Annotated in this window: 20 protein-coding genes; 15 read left to right on the top strand and 5 right to left on the bottom strand. The window is 41.2% G+C overall.

What is annotated here, in order from left to right:
• Positions 1–32 precede the first annotated feature (32 nt).
• From FBB35_RS04875 to FBB35_RS04865, 3 genes are all read left to right on the top strand, one after another.
• Positions 33–1,955, top strand: a complete 1,923-nt coding sequence (locus FBB35_RS04875; RefSeq protein WP_174708710.1) for an SUMF1/EgtB/PvdO family nonheme iron enzyme — start codon at positions 33–35, stop codon at positions 1,953–1,955.
• Between the two features lie 104 nt (positions 1,956–2,059).
• Complete coding sequence (avd, locus tag FBB35_RS04870; protein ID WP_174708709.1) at positions 2,060–2,407, top strand: diversity-generating retroelement protein Avd; 348 nt, start codon at positions 2,060–2,062, stop codon at positions 2,405–2,407.
• 46 nt (positions 2,408–2,453) lie between these two features.
• Positions 2,454–2,657: a hypothetical protein gene (locus tag FBB35_RS04865; protein ID WP_368041822.1), complete on the top strand. Its 204-nt coding sequence runs from the start codon at positions 2,454–2,456 to the stop codon at positions 2,655–2,657.
• A 126-nt stretch (positions 2,658–2,783) separates the two neighbouring features.
• On the opposite strand, the gene FBB35_RS04860 is transcribed toward FBB35_RS04865, so the two are convergent.
• Positions 2,784–4,049, bottom strand: a complete 1,266-nt coding sequence (locus FBB35_RS04860; protein ID WP_174708708.1) for a glycoside hydrolase family 10 protein — start codon at positions 4,047–4,049, stop codon at positions 2,784–2,786.
• 329 nt (positions 4,050–4,378) lie between these two features.
• Between FBB35_RS04860 and bchI the strand changes: the two genes are divergently transcribed.
• Positions 4,379–5,503 carry a magnesium chelatase ATPase subunit I gene (gene bchI / locus FBB35_RS04855; protein WP_174708707.1) on the top strand — a complete coding sequence of 375 codons (1,125 nt, stop codon included), beginning with the start codon at positions 4,379–4,381 and terminating at the stop codon, positions 5,501–5,503.
• A gap of 259 nt (positions 5,504–5,762) precedes the next feature.
• The gene (locus FBB35_RS04850; RefSeq protein ID WP_174708706.1) at positions 5,763–6,059 is read left to right on the top strand and encodes a hypothetical protein; all 297 of its coding nucleotides are present in this window, start codon (positions 5,763–5,765) and stop codon (positions 6,057–6,059) included.
• A gap of 59 nt (positions 6,060–6,118) precedes the next feature.
• Here the strand turns inward: FBB35_RS04850 and FBB35_RS04845 are convergent, their stop codons facing one another.
• Entirely contained in the window at positions 6,119–7,207 is a 1,089-nt protein-coding gene (locus FBB35_RS04845) for a nucleotidyltransferase domain-containing protein (protein WP_174708705.1), read from the bottom strand.
• A gap of 309 nt (positions 7,208–7,516) precedes the next feature.
• On the bottom strand, positions 7,517–7,750 hold the full coding sequence (locus tag FBB35_RS04840; protein ID WP_114084257.1) for a Nif11-like leader peptide family natural product precursor: 234 nt from the start codon (positions 7,748–7,750) through the stop codon (positions 7,517–7,519).
• A 432-nt stretch (positions 7,751–8,182) separates the two neighbouring features.
• Here FBB35_RS04840 and rplU point away from each other — a divergent pair, with 432 nt between their 5' ends.
• The 7 genes from rplU (at position 8,183) to FBB35_RS04805 (ending at position 12,841) form a co-directional block, all read left to right on the top strand.
• On the top strand, positions 8,183–8,590 hold the full coding sequence (rplU, locus tag FBB35_RS04835; protein ID WP_012412344.1) for a 50S ribosomal protein L21: 408 nt from the start codon (positions 8,183–8,185) through the stop codon (positions 8,588–8,590).
• A gap of 30 nt (positions 8,591–8,620) precedes the next feature.
• Positions 8,621–8,917, top strand: coding sequence for a 50S ribosomal protein L27 (gene rpmA, locus FBB35_RS04830; protein WP_114084255.1), 297 nt, complete (start codon positions 8,621–8,623; stop codon positions 8,915–8,917).
• Positions 8,918–9,595: 678 nt separating this feature from the next.
• Complete coding sequence (locus FBB35_RS04825) at positions 9,596–9,991, top strand: hypothetical protein (RefSeq protein ID WP_174708704.1); 396 nt, start codon at positions 9,596–9,598, stop codon at positions 9,989–9,991.
• Between the two features lie 60 nt (positions 9,992–10,051).
• The gene (locus tag FBB35_RS04820; RefSeq protein ID WP_254625824.1) at positions 10,052–10,708 is read left to right on the top strand and encodes a thioredoxin family protein; all 657 of its coding nucleotides are present in this window, start codon (positions 10,052–10,054) and stop codon (positions 10,706–10,708) included.
• A gap of 8 nt (positions 10,709–10,716) precedes the next feature.
• Positions 10,717–11,409 carry a cytochrome c biogenesis CcdA family protein gene (locus FBB35_RS04815; RefSeq protein WP_174708703.1) on the top strand — a complete coding sequence of 231 codons (693 nt, stop codon included), beginning with the start codon at positions 10,717–10,719 and terminating at the stop codon, positions 11,407–11,409.
• Between the two features lie 111 nt (positions 11,410–11,520).
• Positions 11,521–12,117, top strand: coding sequence for a cytochrome b/b6 domain-containing protein (locus FBB35_RS04810; protein WP_174708702.1), 597 nt, complete (start codon positions 11,521–11,523; stop codon positions 12,115–12,117).
• Between the two features lie 7 nt (positions 12,118–12,124).
• Positions 12,125–12,841, top strand: coding sequence for a molybdopterin-dependent oxidoreductase (locus FBB35_RS04805; RefSeq protein WP_174708701.1), 717 nt, complete (start codon positions 12,125–12,127; stop codon positions 12,839–12,841).
• 266 nt (positions 12,842–13,107) lie between these two features.
• On the opposite strand, the gene FBB35_RS04800 is transcribed toward FBB35_RS04805, so the two are convergent.
• The gene (locus FBB35_RS04800) at positions 13,108–13,563 is read right to left on the bottom strand and encodes a pentapeptide repeat-containing protein (RefSeq protein WP_174708700.1); all 456 of its coding nucleotides are present in this window, start codon (positions 13,561–13,563) and stop codon (positions 13,108–13,110) included.
• A 312-nt stretch (positions 13,564–13,875) separates the two neighbouring features.
• Complete coding sequence (locus FBB35_RS04795) at positions 13,876–14,739, bottom strand: alpha/beta fold hydrolase (protein ID WP_174708699.1); 864 nt, start codon at positions 14,737–14,739, stop codon at positions 13,876–13,878.
• Positions 14,740–14,945: 206 nt separating this feature from the next.
• On the opposite strand from FBB35_RS04795, the gene FBB35_RS04790 reads away from it, so the two are divergent.
• From FBB35_RS04790 to FBB35_RS04780, 3 genes are read left to right on the top strand one after another with little or no spacing between them, the layout of a single operon-like run.
• Positions 14,946–15,764: a DUF1206 domain-containing protein gene (locus tag FBB35_RS04790; RefSeq protein WP_174708698.1), complete on the top strand. Its 819-nt coding sequence runs from the start codon at positions 14,946–14,948 to the stop codon at positions 15,762–15,764.
• Positions 15,765–15,797: 33 nt separating this feature from the next.
• Complete coding sequence (locus tag FBB35_RS04785) at positions 15,798–16,943, top strand: glycoside hydrolase family 10 protein (RefSeq protein WP_174708697.1); 1,146 nt, start codon at positions 15,798–15,800, stop codon at positions 16,941–16,943.
• Positions 16,944–16,955: 12 nt separating this feature from the next.
• Positions 16,956–17,387 carry a DUF2358 domain-containing protein gene (locus tag FBB35_RS04780; RefSeq protein WP_174708696.1) on the top strand — a complete coding sequence of 144 codons (432 nt, stop codon included), beginning with the start codon at positions 16,956–16,958 and terminating at the stop codon, positions 17,385–17,387.
• The last annotated feature ends 62 nt before the right edge of the window (positions 17,388–17,449 follow it).

Genomic DNA, 17,449 nt, shown 5'->3' with positions numbered 1-17,449 from the left:
AGCGTAATTTATACTACTCCTGAAGACGCAAGATGGCAGATGTTTCGTTAGAACCACTCAAGGTGTTTTGTTCCTACTCTCACAACGACGAACCCCTAAAGGATGAACTGGCTAAACACCTGACTATGTTGGAACGGCAAGGTATAACTTCAACTTGGCACGATCGCAAGATACCACCTGGAAAAGAATGGGATCAGCAGATTAATGAAAATTTAAATACAGCCGATATCATTTTATTACTAGTCAGTTCAGACTTTATATTTTCTAAATACTGCTGGGATGTTGAAGTTACTAAAGCAATAGAACGCCACGTAAATGGAGAGGCTTGTGTCATTCCAATTATTCTGCGAAACGTTTTTTGGCAAGATGCGCCATTTGCTAAATTACAAGCTCTGCCCAGAAATGCCCTACCTATTAAATCTTGGAGTAATCAAGACGATGCATTCACGAATGTAGCTCAGGGAATTAAGTTTGCGGCTGAACAACTAATTAAGGAGCGTGAACAAAAACGAGTAAGCAGGGAAGCTGCAATAGCTGAGTATCGTTCTAAGGCTGAAGGATTTGCGTCTGATGGCGAGATTTCTCTGGTGGAATCTGACATATTAAAAGATTTACAAGAAAAGTTAAAATTAACAGATCAAGAAGCTAGTGCAGTTCGAGAGAAAGCATTAGAACCTTATGGTATATATAAGAAAAATCTAGATAAATACAAGCAATACTTGACAAGGTTTGTAGATGAACAGGGACATCCATTGGATGAAAAAGCTGAAGCTCAATTAGAGACATTCCAGAAATACTATCTGCTTAAAGATGAAGATGTAGTTCGCTTAAAAAAAGAACAAGCAATAGAGTATCAAAAACGACAAGCAGAAATTCTGCAACAACAAGCAGAAAGATTACGCCAAGAATACCTAGAGCAAGAAAGAGCCGAAAATAAAAGACAGCAAGCAGAAAAATTACGCCTAGAACAAGAAACAGCCGAAAATAAAAGACGGGAAGCAGAATTACAAGAACGACTAAAAAGGGAATCATCTTCCCCAGGTATTCAAACTCGGCCGTTTGAGTTTGACACCGCCACCTTAACCCCCAAATCAGCAGGATTTTTGGGTATGGGGAAAAAAACCTATGAAATTAACCGTAGCCGTGGACGCGCTGAGTTTTTTACAGAAAACCTGGGTAATGGTGTAGTTCTGGAAATGGTTGCAATTCCCGGTGGTAAATTTCTTATGGGTTCGCCAGAAAGTGAGCCAGAAAGAGTTAGTTGGGAAAGTCCGCAACACCAAGTTACCATTCAACCCTTTTTCATGGGGAAATTTACAGTAACTCAAAGCCAATGGAAAGCCGTTGCTGCCTTACCCAAGGTTAATATTGATTTAAATCCCGAACCATCCAATTTTAAAGGTGCTAATAGACCTGTTGAACAGGTTTCTTGGGATGATGCAATTGAGTTTTGCGCTCGGCTATCTAAAAAGACTGAGAAAACCTATCGTTTACCCAGTGAGGCAGAATGGGAATATGCTTGTCGTACGGGAACGACTACGCCGTTTTATTTTGGCGAAACGATTACAACGGATTTAGCGAATTACCAGGGGACAGACTGGGATTATAACGGAACAGTATACCCAGGTAATTATGCTCAGGGGCCAAAGGGTGAATATCGTAATCAAACAACAGATGTGGGAAAATTTCCTGCAAACCCCTTTGGTTTATTTGATATGCATGGTAATATTTGGGAATGGTGTCAGGATGGGTGGCACGAAAACTATAACGGAGCGCCAAAAGACGGAAGCGCTTGGTTAGTTGATAATGATAATCAAAATAATCGGCTGCTGCGTGGTGGTTCGTGGGCCAGCGCTCCCAGGAATGCCCGCTCGGCGTGTCGCGGCTATGACGCGCGTGACGGTCGTAACTCCGGCGTGGGTTTTCGGGTTGTGTTGGTTCGTGGCAGGACTTAGTAGCCCTTTATACTTTTGCCCTTTAGCCCTCTGCTCTTTATTTCTTTACCCTTCTTAATGTCTCGCGCTCTGCGCGATCATTTTTTTAATTTAATTTTGTATGGATGAGTGATTTACCGATAATACAAAAAACTTACGATTTAATCAAGTGGTATGTGCCAATTTTAAATCGGCTTCCTAGAGATCATAAATTTTTGTTAGGAAATCGGATAATTACAGAATTATATGACCTATTGGATGGTTTAATTATAGCACGGTATGCAAGGCAAAAATTAGCTCAATTAGAAGACTTAAATAGCAAGCTAGATATTTTACGTTATCAAACTCGGTTACTTTTAGAGTTTAACTTAATTAAGACAGAGCGTTATGAATATGCCCAAAAGCTTTTAAATGATATTGGCATCGATTTAGGTGGATGGATCAAACAGCAAAAAATTAAACTAGGCGATTAGAAATCTCGGCTATACAAACAAAACCCACCTGCGTGGGTTAATTTAAATGAAACGATATGGAAATCTTTGGAATAAAATTATAGCATTTGGAAATTTACTATCAGCCGCCCAGCAAGCACAACGGGGTAAACGTTTCCGAGAAAATGTTTTAGAGTTTAACTACAATCTAGAGCAAGAGTTATTTCAACTGCAAGAAGAATTCGATCGCACCTTTGAAACTACAATTAGAGCTATTTTGGGCTTTATCTAACAAGATTCCTAGCTTCTTTGCAGAAGCTAGGAATCTAAGCCTTTCAGAACGGAAGGGCGACATCGCACTACCATTAGACGAAAAAACGTTAATTTCTAGTCCATTAACGTAATCTTCAACAGAAAGTTATTCAACTCTGGCGCGGAGTGCAGGAGATGGAAAAAGACTTCCAAATCCAACTTGTCGCTCCTTTAAGGGTTCTAGAGCATCGTTCCAAAGACTTTCATAATAAAAGAAAGTTACGCCTAGACCGCGTTCTTGAGCAGCCCGCACCTGAGACTTAATTTGCTGCATGGGAACTGGATTATTTCGTAACCCAGTCATAATCCCAATTCCAGTTGGAATTATTTTTTGTGCTTCTTGAATTTCTTGGCGAGAAATATTAGCCACAAAACTTTGTAGATTTGGACGATAAACTTGCACAATTAACTCGTCCACAATATTTTGTCGTATCCAACTCAGCCAATCTTGCAGGTGAAACTTGTAAGCAAAATCATAGTAATTAGGAGAAACAGAGAAAATCGCCTGGGGTTTTCTCTGCTTCACGGCTTGGTTAAGTTGTACCATGAATGCCGTAATTTTATCTGCCCGCCACTTTACCCATGCCGCATCTTGGGAATTTTTTGGGGGAGCATTCTTGGTTTCTTTAGTGTACAAAGCAACTGTATATTGGTCGTAGCCAAATTCATAGGGCAAACTCGTATGATCGTCAAACTGAATACCATCAGCATCATATTGAGTGATAGTTTCCAGCACTAGATTGGTGATGAATTGTTGCACTTGTGGAAGGAACGGATTAAGCCACATCACCTCACCAGCTGCACTGATGGAAGTTTGGCTACCATCCCGCTTTTGTGTGAACCAATCAGGATAATTCAGTGCTAGTTCTGACGTTGGAGGAGCCATGAAACCAAACTCAAACCAGGGAATTACTAGCAATCCTTTGCGATGAGCTTGGTTAATTAAATCTGCAAGAATATCATGTCCATCTGAACCTTTGTAGATAAAAGGTTGAATACCTGCACGTTGTGCGATCGCACTGGGATACATTACATAACCAGAATTCCACACTACAGGATAGATTGTGTTGAAGTTCAGCCGTCGTAATTGACTCACAGCATCTTGCACTTTCTCCCGATTTTTGAGGGTGTCAAAATCATTGGTGGTCATCCAAACCCCGCGAATTTCTTGACGGGGTAACTGTGCGATCGCAGGAGTAAAACTATCTACCAGTAATACCGTAACAAAGGATATTAAAATGAGAATCGGAAAAAGATATTTAAGTAGTCGCCGCCAACTTTGAATAATAAAAGGTGATTTCATAAATTTGAATGATGCATTAGCTACCCACACACGCCATTGCTCGTTTTTACGATTGAATCTACTAACCATATAGTCTACAAGTATTTATGCTTAGTACAGGATTGATGAGTTGGTAGTTGTTCGTTCCCTGCTTATAGAACTTTTGCACCAGAAAAACTAAAGCAGACAATATTAAAATAGTTAGACGCAGCTAGTAAGCATTTGTGCCCAATAGATATTGGTATGAGGAATAGGGTATGGGGCATTGGGCATGAGGGAAGAGACAAGGAAGGGGCACAAGGTAAAATTTTCTCCTTTACCTTCCCCTTCCCCCTGCCCCCTGATCTTCACACTCCCCCACACCCCAACTGTGTAACAATAGAGAACTGTAATAAGAAAAATATTGTTAAGGTAATTTAGTGAGTCCAACTGCTCAATCCACGGCAAGTGCGCGTCGCGTGGTATTTCCTTTTACGGCAATTGTGGGCCAGGAAGAAATGAAACTGGCGCTCCTATTGAACGTGATTGACCCCAAAATTGGTGGTGTAATGATCATGGGCGATCGCGGTACCGGTAAATCCACAACTATCCGGGCGCTGGCGGATCTGCTGCCAGAAATTTCTGTGGTTGCCAATGACCCTTTCAGTAGCGATCCTAGCGACCCTGACTTGATGAGCGATGAAGTCCGCCAACTCTTAGAACAAGGGGCGGAAATTCCTGTAGCTCATAAAAAAGTCCAAATGGTAGACCTGCCGCTAGGAGCTACAGAAGACCGAGTTTGTGGCACAATCGACATTGAGAAAGCTTTATCTGAAGGTGTCAAAGCCTTTGAACCGGGACTGCTGGCAAAGGCTAACCGTGGCATTCTTTATGTGGATGAAGTCAACTTACTAGATGACCACCTCGTAGATGTACTACTAGACTCCGCCGCGAGTGGATGGAACACTGTAGAACGGGAAGGTATTTCAATCCGTCACCCAGCGCGTTTTGTTCTTGTAGGTTCTGGAAACCCTGAAGAAGGCGAACTACGCCCGCAACTCCTCGATCGCTTTGGGATGCACGCAGAAATTCACACGGTCAAAGAACCAGCCTTGCGGGTACAAATCGTGGAACAACGGGCGGATTTTGACCAAAATCCTCTAGTATTTCTCGAAAATTACAAACCCCAACAAGAAGCATTGCAAGAGCAAATTGTCAATGCTCAACAGCTTTTGCCAGAAGTGAAACTTGACTATGAACTGCGGGTAAAAATTTCTGAAGTCTGTTCTGAATTGGATGTAGATGGTTTGCGGGGTGACATTGTTAGTAACCGCGCCGCCAAAGCCTTAACAGCTTATGAAGGACGCACTGAAGTTACAGTTGATGATATCTGCCGTGTAATTACGCTATGCTTGCGTCACAGGCTGCGGAAAGACCCCTTAGAATCGATTGATTCTGGCTATAAAGTCGCCAAAGTTTTTAGCCGCGTCTTTGGCATCGAACTACCAGAAAGTGATACTGCACAAAAAAACGGCACAGGTCAAAAGTTAGGTGCTAGGGGTTAAAAGTTAGAAGCGGAGCCGGAAACGCTCCGCCTCCAGTGAAGAGTTAAGGGAAAGCTGCTTCATATCTCACAACTTTAATTCCTCACTCAGCACTTAGTAAGCTGTTCCACATTTAAATTGCATAATTACGGCGGGCAAGATACCTACCCCACAAGAGTTATATAAATTTTAGATATGCAAACTAGATGTGGTTTAGCTTACTGAGTATATAACTCACAACTGACAACTTTAATTCCTCACTCAACATTCAACACTGACTATGAGATTTTGGTCTTTTTGGTTCGACAGCTTTATTCTATCTAGCCGATACGATCCGCCCAGGTTTATAGAATTATTGATGCTCTTATTAGCGATCGCGATGCTGGCAATAGACAGTTTTTTTCGCGATAGACCATATTTAATTTTATGCTTGAGCTTAATAATTGGGGCATCTATTTCTATTTTAGTGCGGGAAGCGATCGCGCCCTCACCGCAGGCGCGAATTACCCAACTAACAGCATCGTTATTGCTGATCATCAGCCTCTATGGGTTTGCTGATTTAATGTACAGTATTTAATGGGGGATGGGGAATAGGGAATAGGGAATGTAAAAGAAATCTTAATTAACAATTCCCAATCACCAATTCTGCATCTCTACCAATTCCATACACAACTTATTAATTTCCTCTAAATCAGGTTTGTGAGGGAGGGTAGATTGTTCATAAACAACCTCCATTTCAGTGACTAAATCTTCTGCCATTTTCATCAGTTGCTCATAAGAATACTCACCTTTCAAAATAGCTCTTAAATCTTCAACATCACCAGCTATTCTTCTATCTACAATCACTTCACCTTGACGCAATATTTCTACTCCACTGCGTAATAATCTAATGCAGTGCATCCCATGTTTGAGGTCAAAACCCGACTTTCTTTCCATTTCTGCTCTAGCCGGATTTCTATTTTCCTGCCAAGATAAATAAGCCTTCCATTCTCTTAAAGCTATTTGATAATTTTGGCTTTTTTGAAGCAGGTGGATAAAATCTTTACGGCTATTGGTTAAATTTTGAGTATATTCTAAAGTTTCATCGGCTAAAGTATATTGTTTTAACACTCCTTTAAAATCAATATCTGCCGTCAGCAATTTGTATAAGTGTTCCGCTTCTTCCAAAAACTCAATCCGTCCTCTAATTAAGTTATAAAGATACTCCAGAAAAGCATTTAGCTCATCTTTGCTGAGGGGGGCTTCGTCTTCTATGGCAAAATCAGATGGTATTGGCTTTTTTTGTGGTGGCTTTAACAACCATTTACGATGAGTTTCCATCTTTTTGATTTGAGCAAAGGCATAACCAGTGTAAGTATGTTTTACCTTCTTGCTCAAAAATAGCTGCTTATGATTAATTAAATGCTGTCCGATTGCGCTTACAAAAGGATAGTTATTTAACCAGAGCAATTCTAAAACATTAGGATTCGCGCCCGCTAATAATAGGAGGATTTTTCTTAATTCATATATAACTGTGTCTTTATTGCCATCCAGGAATGAAAATATTCCTGGTTCATCCCAACCAGTATCTTTTTGTTCTATACGATCAAATCCCAAGTAGTACCTTTTGGGTGCGATAAATACTCCCCGATAATCAAAGTCTGAATCAGGACGATTTAAACCATAGCCGTGGCTACCTGCCAAACCAATTAAAATAGTTCTTTGCTCAACTTCTATTCTTTCCATATCACCTGATTAAAATATAGCCATCCTAACTCACGAGTTAGGCAGGTGGGGAGTAGAGAAAGGATTTTTAACTCTCTTTAGACATTGCATAGATACTCCCACAGCAGAAAGACAACCAAGGATGGGTACATAATACCCCTACTTAATGATTCGTGAACAACGAGATCCCCGACTTCTTGGAGAAGTCGGGGATCTTAGCCTTGCGTTTCACAGAAATGCCCCTAAAGGAGATGATGCAACAGTATCCCCTTTAGGAACAAAACTTGTCAATTCAGTTTTTCCTATACTTTCAGTTTTCTAGAATAGGAATTATCTGGGATTAAGGTGCCGTCTAGTTCCCCATCCTGGATTGACAATGGCGGCTAAATCTTCTTCTGATAACTTGTTGATTTCATTTTCCAGTTCATCAGTTGTGAAGTCATAACCACGCTCTTTAGCAATCTTGATAAAAGCTTGTGGATCAGCTGTTGCTTTAAGCTTTTGCTGCAATGCTTGATCTTTTTTTACGGCTTGAAAAAGTCGGGTAGCATTTTGCTGTGTCATGACAAGTCCATCTCCTGTTTTAAATATCAGGTTTGAATGTATGAATTTGATTTTTTCGGTTCACTAAATTCTGTAAAAAACTATTAGATTTAAGTGTGTAGGTTTAATTTTAAAACAAATAAGATAAATGTGTGAATTTTGACAAGAAACTATAAGTTTGAGTCTAAAATATTTCTACTAGTTTGTAAAAATCATTCCTCAGATGGAAGCAGTTTTTAAATACAAAGTATTAATTCTGATTTTTGGGTAAGCGATCGCCATCACGAATTTTGGCAAATGGAAGCTTGACTTAGCACCTGTGAATAAAATAGTATATTAGATTGTCTGTCTAATTCCTGCTCGGATCAGGTAGACATATTACAAAAGCTGGCAAAAACCTCTCTACAGGAGATAAAAACCAGCTACCTGTACGGCAACCTCAAGGACAATTCCATGACCTACGCGATTATTGAAACTGGCGGCAAACAAATACGAGTAGAGCCAGGGCGGTTTTATGACATTGAACTGCTTCCTACCGAACCAGATGAAAAAGTTACAATAGACTCCGTATTACTTGTGCAGCACGATGGCGCAGTCAGTATTGGACAACCACTAGTGACAGGTGCAACTGTAGAAGGGACTGTAATGCGACATTACAGAGGTCGTAAAGTCTTGGTATACAAGATGAAGCCGAAAAAGAAAACCCGTAAAAAACGGGGGCATCGTCAGGAAATTACCAGACTTATGATTGACTCCATCACCCTTAACGGTGAAGTATTTGTTGCTCAAGGAGAAGCGGAGAAGGAAACCCCCGTTTTAGATGAGACTCCTGCCGAAGAAGTTGAAACCGCTGCTGAATAATAAAAATAAGTAGATACATAAGAGGAAATCATGGCTCATAAGAAAGGAACAGGTAGTACACGCAATGGTCGTGATTCTAACGCCCAACGTCTGGGTGTCAAGCGTTATGGCGGTCAAGTTGTGCGTGCAGGAAACATTCTCGTGCGTCAGCGCGGTACCAAATTTCACCCTGGTAACAACGTCGGTATTGGTAGCGATGACACTCTGTTTGCCTTAATCGACGGTGTTGTAATGTTTGAGAGAAAGGGCAAAACCCGTAAAAAAGTTAGTGTTTATTTACCTATAACTGCTGTTGAAACAGCCCCTGCTGAAGCAGTAGCAAGTTAGTATCTTAGGGTGGGCACCATTTACCCACCCTAATCGCTAGTTAGTGCTGGTGTGATGGTCAGATTTGCATAAATATTCTAAAAGTCGTTTTGTTCCTCTATTGCCCATAGATATTAGTATCAGGATCATCTAAGCACAGATATCTTCACTAACAAAATATTACACAAGAAAATTGGGTTGCGTAGCTTGGCATATCAAGTCTTAAGCACCAATTTTTTGGATGTTCCAAAGTTCAGGATAGCCAGCCAGAGATAGGTTTGTTCTGAAACTCTTAGGATTAAACATTTCCAGAAATTAAATGTGCGTTATCCAGAACCCTTGTGAGACGTAGCAGTGCTACGTCTCTACATTCTTCAGTATGAGATTTTGCTGAAATAATACCTAAATTAGATTCTGGCTTTGAGCTACCATGAATACCTGAGAAAATGCTGAGAATTAACTAAATTTTCTCAAGGGATAAATTTATGAAAATTATGGCTTAGTTTCAATAAGCTCTCAGCCGTTATAGAGATACTTTAGATGTTCGGGATAAATCAAACATCAGTAGCAAATGTCTGATGAAATCCTCTACAAGAAGGCATCTTCTTTATCTCAATAGCTTTTATGAATCCGCTTTTAGCTTAATTTCCTCTGAATCAATCAATACAAAAAGAACTATCCAAAGGACGAAAGAAGACTATGAACTGGAAAATACTTTGTTTAATTGCTGGTTTAAGCCTAACCGCGAGTCTCAGTGCTTGCTCTAGCAGTCCTGCAAGCAACAATCAAATTGCCCCTGAAGCCTCTCCTGCAATGAGTAAAGATAAAGCTGGCGATGCTATGGGCAAAGATGCAATGGGTAAAGACAAAGCTGGCGATGCGATGAGCAAAGATAAAGCTGGCGGTGCTATGGGTAAAGATGCAATGGGTAAAGACAAAGCTGGTGATCCGATGAGCAAAGATAAAGCTGGCGGTGCTATGGGCAAAGATGCAATGGGTCAAGATAAAGCTGGCGGTGCTATGGGTAAAGATGCAATGGGTAAAGATAAAGCTGGTGATGTTATGAAGCAATCCCCGGCTTCCACCAAGCCCTAGCCACAGCCTTGCATCTTACTTTTCTTTTACTAAGATTAGGAGCTGCTTACCAAGAAAATTTTGAGCCAATCCCTATACTTTGGTGCTTTTACCTCAACAGGAGAAATTCTGATGAATCACAACCTACTTTACCGCCGTCAGTTACTTTTTTATCTTGGCTTAGGGGTTGTCGGAATCGGTGCAGCTACAACATTTTCCAGCTTTAGAAAAGTGAATGCCCCTTCTATTTCTCCTACAAAAAGTAACAATACGCAAGACCTAGAAACTATTGTGAAAACTCCGGCAGGTAAGAGTTTACCAGAGTTTCAGGGTATCAGTCAGTGGCTTAATTCTAGTCCTTTAGTGATCGCTAACCTCAAAGGCAGTGTTATCTTAATACAGTTTTGGACTTTTGCTTGTATTAACTGTCAGCGTACTCTGCCCTACATCACTAAATGGCATCGCCAGTATGAGTCGCAGGGACTCAAGGTGATTGGTATCCATACACCAGAGTTTGCTTTCGAGCGAGATCCGAACAATATAAAAAAGGCGTTACAACAACACAAGATTACTTATCCGGTTCCGGTTGATAACGAATATAAAACTTGGAACGCTTACGAAAATCAGTATTGGCCCCATATATTTTTAGCCGATCGCCAGGGTTTACTACAATATGACCATATTGGTGAAGGGGCATACGAAAAAATAGAGCAAACTATCCGCCAGCTATTGGGGTAGAAGGAATTATGACGACTTCTACTTTATCAATTAGTCTGGCTTTATTGGGAGGAGTTTTGAACATCCTTTCACCCTGTGTTTTACCGATTTTGCCTGTGCTACTAGGGCGCTCGCTCCAATCGCATACTTACGGGCCGATAGCACTGGTAGGGGGATTAATCGCTGGTTTTGCCCTGGCAGGTAGCTTACTCGGTGTAACATCAGCCTGGTTTACGGGTTTGGCTAATTTATTAAGGAGTGGCGCGATCGCACTTCTTTTATTTTTGGGATTAATTGCAATTTTCCCCACCTGGAGTTACCGAATATTTACTTATATTCCAGTCGGCAATTTGGCTCAAAAACCTCCAAGAATTGGACTCATGGGAGAGTTTTGGCTAGGGACTCAGTTGGGGCTTTTGTGGACTCCCTGTGCTGGGCCGGTTTTGGGAGGAATTTTAGTCCTAGCGGCAGTTAATCATCAAGTCGCAGGTGCATTTTGGCTACTGGTTGTTTATGGAATCGGAGCAGGTTTACCTTTATTAGCGATCGCCTACGGTGGGCGAGTATTCAGCCAACGAATCCTCAATCTCCGCGTCCATAGTGCAGGGTTGCAGCGCGTAGGTGGCGTAGCGATCGCAGCGACAGCAATTGCTATTCTTCTCGGTTGGGATGTCCAGATACAACTTTGGCTGGCTCCGTTTTTTCCTACTCAACCTCTATGAGACAGCTATAAGCGTGCCAATTTTAGATTTTGGATTAAAAGACCCAATCCAAAAGTCTGACTGGGAACAATCTAAAAATCTAAGATCCAAAATTCAAAATCCAAAATTGGTATGACCTCATCTAAACGTAAATCCCGCTCAACACCAAGTCAGACTTTTCTATCAAAGACCTTTCACTGGATCAATATCATCAGTCTCATGTTGATGATTACTAGCGGATTGCAAATATATAATGCTAATCCAGTATTTGGCGGGCGTGAAGGTTGGCATTTTCCTGATTTTATCTTGCTAGGAGGTTGGCTAGGCGGTGGCAGACACTGGCATTTTGCTGCTATGTGGCTGTTTTCACTAAATTTACTTTGGTATGGGCTTTATATCTTTGTAACTCGGCGTTGGCAGCGTCGCTTTGCCGATGGCGGTGACTTAAAAGCATTGCAAGTCAGCCAGAACCCAAAGCGCAAAAATTACGCATGGCATCGGCTAGTTTATACTGCTATCATTCCAGTGCTACTGCTGGCAATCTTGAGTGGTCTGGTGATGTACAAACCTGCCCAACTGCATTGGCTTTCGGGGCTGTTTGGTAGTTGGCAAACTCTACGCACTGTTCACTTTATAACTGTTCCCACAGTCATACTGTTTACAATTGCTCATTCCTTACTTGCCCTGAAGGTAGGAAGCATCCGTCTAGTTAAGTCTATGTTCCTGTAGAGGTAATATGAGTCTGATTCTTCCCAAACGCACCTTATCCCGTCGCCAGTTACTGCAACTATCTGGACTTTCAGGTGTAGGCTTTCTTTTAGGTGGCTGTGGGACAAATTTGTTCTCAGATAATCTGCGGCAAATATCTGAGCCACTAAACCAACGTCTTGAAGCACTCCTGTTAAGTCAGAAACCAGTTCCAGAATTTCCTGTTAGTGCCATAGAAGCAGACAAATTGCTAATCAATTCCTTTGACTTCACACCGCAAATTGATCCGGCGCAGTTTCGCCTGAAGATTGATGGTGAGGTTAGTAACCCGATGCAATTGAGTATGGGGGATATTGAAAAACTTCCCTTAACTTCAATGGTAATTCGCCATGTCTGTGTTGAAGGCTGGGCTGCGATCGTTCAATGGGGAGGTGTGCGATTGCGAGACTTGGTAGCGCTGGTACAGCCTAAGTCAAACGTCCGTTATGTCTACTTTAAGTCTGCTGATGGCTACTATGAAAGCTGGGATATTGCCTCTGCTGTACATCCGCAAACCCTGATGGCTTATCAAAAGAATGGACAACCATTATCAGTTGATAATGGTGCGCCTATGCGTCTAGCATCCCCAATTAAACTGGGCTATAAGCAAAGCAAGTGGGTGACTCAAATTACATTCGTCAGCAATTTGTTACCTCTTAAAGGCTATTGGGAAGATCAGGGCTATGAGTGGTTTGCAGGACTATAGTCACCGAAACGTTGCTGAGTAAAGAATTAGGAAGGGTTTGAGCTTGCCACAGTGCGATCGCTTTCATCCCCGCTTTACGAATTTTAAAATAGCACCAAGGCAGATCGGCTCAATCCTAATAAGAAACCCCCTCTGCTTCGTCATAGTTTACAAGGCAAAGGGGGTTCATTTTTTTATTTTTGTATAGGCAGATTTTAAAGATAATGCTGGCAAAAAACCAGTTTCTCTGATGTTGTGTTTATTTTCACCTGCCTACTCAGTTGAGCCTATTTCCAATCAGGAATTTCGGCATCTTCTCCACCAATCCCGATTCCAGTGTTAAATATTTCGGCATCAGTGAGATTTAGATCGTTCATTGATGCTTTATACACATTAGAATCGTGAATCGTAGCGCGGGTAAAATTTACTCCGTTAAGATTGGTTTGCTTCATATTCACATTGGTTACATAAGCTGATGTTAGGTTAGCACCTGCCAAATTTGCACCAGTTAAGTCAGCACCTTCAAGGTTAGCCCCTACAAGGTTGGCTCCTTCAAGCTTTGAGCCTCTCAAGTCAGCACCAATTAAATGAGCGCCACTGAGGTTAGCTCCCGATAGATTGCACTCGATGCATTCCCCAGTTGAAAGCAGCTTTTGTAAGTCCTGCGGATTCTCGGCTTTAACCGAGTTAGCGAAAAATAGGGGAGTTGCTAAGGCAATGGCCGCTAATAGCTGGAGTTTCATAATTTTCCCCCTTAAATAATCAAGTTGCGTCCGTTCTGTCCCTCACAACTCTATTATCTCACTAAAGTTTGTGAGGTCAATGTATACTATGCACCAACAAGTTAGTTGTGATATAAACCTGCTATCATAGCGAGATAAAAAATGCTATATATCCTGTTTCTGGTTGATTTTTACTCAATAAACCTTAAAAAGCTGCTAGTGTTAAATCTCTGTTAAATCTTTTTAAGGGCTTGCAGTACTCGCCATAATTTGGCTATTTTGATAAGCATTTATACTTAACCAAATTATTTGTTCGTAAATTAGCAAATTAGGTTAAGTCTTCAGAAATTCTCGCATATACTGATTAACCAATTCAGGCTGTTCTTGCTGCACCCAATGGCCACAATTAGGAATGTACTTGATTTGAAAGTTTCGGACATAAGCTGCGGTGTCATAGGTTAGTTCCTTGCCGAGTGCGGTGTCATTTTCTCCCCAAATCATCAGTGTAGGCACTTCCAGAATGCCCCAACTTGGATTTAGCATTTTCTGCTGAAAAATATTGCGGTAGTAGTTCAACATTGCTGTGAGGGCACCGCGTTTTGCCGCAGCATTTTTATATGCGTCAATATCCGCTTTGGTGAAAGCATTCTTGTTAACTGCTGTACCTTTAAAAGCTGTTTCAATAGCTTGGTAGTCTAAAGATTGTAAAAGTAATTCTGGTAGCCACGGTATTTGAAAGAGGAATATATAGTAACTACGCTGTAACTGTTGGGGAGTGCGTAAACCTTCGGCAAATTTAGCGGGATGTGGCAGGTTAAGAATAATTAGTCGCTCTACCATTTCGGGGTGAGTGTATGCAAAATTCCAAGCGATCGCACCGCCCCAATCATGTCCAACTAATACACATTTTTGATATCCTAATCCTTTAATTACTCCCTCAACATCTTTGATAAACTCATCCATTACATAGGCTGATTGCTCATTTGGTTTATCACTATCGTTGTAGCCACGTAAGTCAAGGGCAACCACTTTAAAATTTTGGGCAAATTCTGGTATTTGATGCCGCCAAGAGTACCAAAACTCAGGAAAGCCATGCAACATCAACATTAAAGGGCCTTCACCTTGGGTAACGTAGTGTAGTTTCACCCCATTGGTAATTATATATTCGTCTTTCCAAGAACTTTCTATTAAAGACATAATTAATCACAATTCAGCATTATAAAATACTAAAGAATAATACTTTACTTAATAAGTGTAATATGATTTTTAGCAACCTCACATCTATTAAAAGGCAGTATTACAATAGTGATTTATTACAAAATAATTAGACAATTTGCCCTGGGATAGATGTGAATCGTGGGTAAATTTTGGTAAAAGGTAAATATAATTATCATCCAACTACCATGACACAACAGTTGACAAACCATGCTTCATTGTGGGTTGAGCGACTGGGACGATTTGGCTATGTTTCCAAGGGAGTAGTTTACGGTATAGTTGGACTACTGGCAGCACAGGCGGCTTTTGGCAGGGGTGGTAAAACAACTGATACCCAAGGCGCTCTCCAAACAATTGTCAACCAGCCATTTGGGAAATTTTTGCTGGCTTTAGTTGCAATTGGCTTGATTGGATACGTAATCTGGCGTTTTGTACAAGCAATTAAAGACCCAGAAAATAAAGGTAATGATGCCAAAGGTTTGGCAGTGCGGATTGGTTACGCAGTTAATGGACTAATTTATGCAAGTTTAGCCTTAAGTGCTGTGAAAATTGTTATGGGTACAGGCAGCGCTAAAAATAGTAGTGATTCTACTGAAGATTGGACAGCACGTTTGCTTTCTCAACCCTTTGGTCAATGGTTAGTTGGAACTGTGGGAGTGTTTGTAATTGCTCTAGGCTTCTATCAGTTTTATAAAGCTTTTAGTGCCAAATTTCGTAAAAAACTCAATTTAACAGAGTTAAGCAACACACAAGCCCAATGGGTAATCAGGATTTCCAGATTTGGTTTAGCGGCACGAGGTATAGTATTTTCTATTATCGGCTGGTTCTTAATTGAAGCAGCAAGACACTCGAACGCTGCTACCGCCGAAGGTTTGGATGAAGTATTACAGACGCTAGCGCAACAACCTTATGGAGCATGGCTTTTGGGTATTGTGGCACTAGGTTTGATTGCTTATGGAATTTACACAATAATACAGGCGCGGTATCGCCGGCTAGTCAACGTTTAGATGGTGCAGTGCCGAGAATTTAAATTTATAGAAATGGCAATAATAGAAACCCGTGGTATTTGGCTGACCACTACTGATAGTAAAGTTCTCAGGTCAAAGGAACGCATTGCTGAGGCGATGGATTTTCTGGCTGAGACGGGATTTAATGTGGTGTTTCCTGTTGTTTGGAATAAGGCGGTAACTCTGTATCCCAGCCAAACAATGCAGCAGACCTTTGGAGTCGAAATTGACCCGATGTCTGTAGGACGTGACCCTTTAGAAGAAGTGGTGGTGGAGGCGCGGCGAGTTGGGTTGAAAGTAATTCCTTGGTTTGAATATGGTTTTGCTAGTTCCTACAATTTGAATGGTGGTGTGCTTTTACAGAAAAAACCGGAATGGGCTGCGCGTGACTTTAACGGCAACTTACTGAAGAAAAACGGCTTTGAGTGGTTGAATGCACTCGACTCACAGGTGCAGGAATTCTTGTTAAATCTGGTGCTGGAAGTTGCGAATAATTACGATGTAGATGGTATTCAAGGTGACGATCGCTTCCCTGCATTTCCCTGCGAAGGTGGCTATGATGAGGGAACTGTCAGCCGTTATCGCCAGGAATGCGATCGCAATCCGCCACAGAACCCCAAAGATAGACAATGGTTACAGTGGCGTGCAGATATTCTCACTGAGTTTTTGGCGCGTCTCTACGGTGAGGTGAAAGCAGTGAATCCTAATTTGCTAGTTGCGATCGCACCTAATATCCATGATTGGGCATTCCAGGAATATCTGCAAGACTCACCCACCTGGCTGAAGCGGGGAATAGTCGATATGATTCAGCCGCAGATTTATCGCCGTGACTTTGGGAGTTACTGTGCGATCGCTGATAAACTAGTAAACCAGCAGTTCACTGATGCGACGTTGCCCAAATTAGCACCGGGAATATTAATGAAGCTTGGCAGTTATTGTATTAGTCCAGAATATCTGGTACAGGCAATTGAATACAATCGCCAACTTGGTATTCAAGGAGAGGTATTCTTTTTTTACGAAGGTTTGCGCGAAAATAACAATACCCTAGCTAAAGTTTTACGAAATGGGCCTTATGCTAAGTCTGCATCATTTCCCACTCTGTCAGATTTGAGTGCGGGTGGTGTGATTAACAAGAGGACATCTTCAATTTGGCAACGGTTGTTAAAAAAGATTTTTTAAGGAAAAATGCGCGTGGAATCTCAATTATCGGTGGAACAGGTAATTAAAACTCTAAAAGAAGATTTACCAACACTTTTTGAAAAAGATATTTCATATCACATTTATACAGACGATATCTATTTTAAAGACCCTGTGAATACATTCAAATACAAATTTAACTATCGAATTATATTTTGGACATTGCGATTTCACGCTCGGCTATTTTTTACCCAAATTTACTTTGATGTGCATGAAGTATTTCAGTCAGCCGAAGACACGATTTTAGCAAAGTGGACAGTGCGGGGAGTGTTGCGTGTTCCGTGGAAAGCAGGGTTGCTTTTTAATGGCTATTCAACATATAAACTCAATCAAGATAATTTGATATACGAGCATATTGACACTTGGGATCGTAAACCTGGTGAAATTTTCAAGCAGTTTTGGCAAAGGGGAGAAATGGTTAATTAGCTTTTTTCCCAAAAAAAAACTCGATTTACATTTTCCCAAAACATTTGCCTTAACTGCCTCAT

Origin of the sequence: Nostoc sp. TCL240-02 (genome assembly GCF_013343235.1) — a bacterium.
Taxonomy (GTDB): domain Bacteria; phylum Cyanobacteriota; class Cyanobacteriia; order Cyanobacteriales; family Nostocaceae; genus Nostoc.
This window is presented reverse-complemented; position numbering and strand designations above follow the sequence as displayed.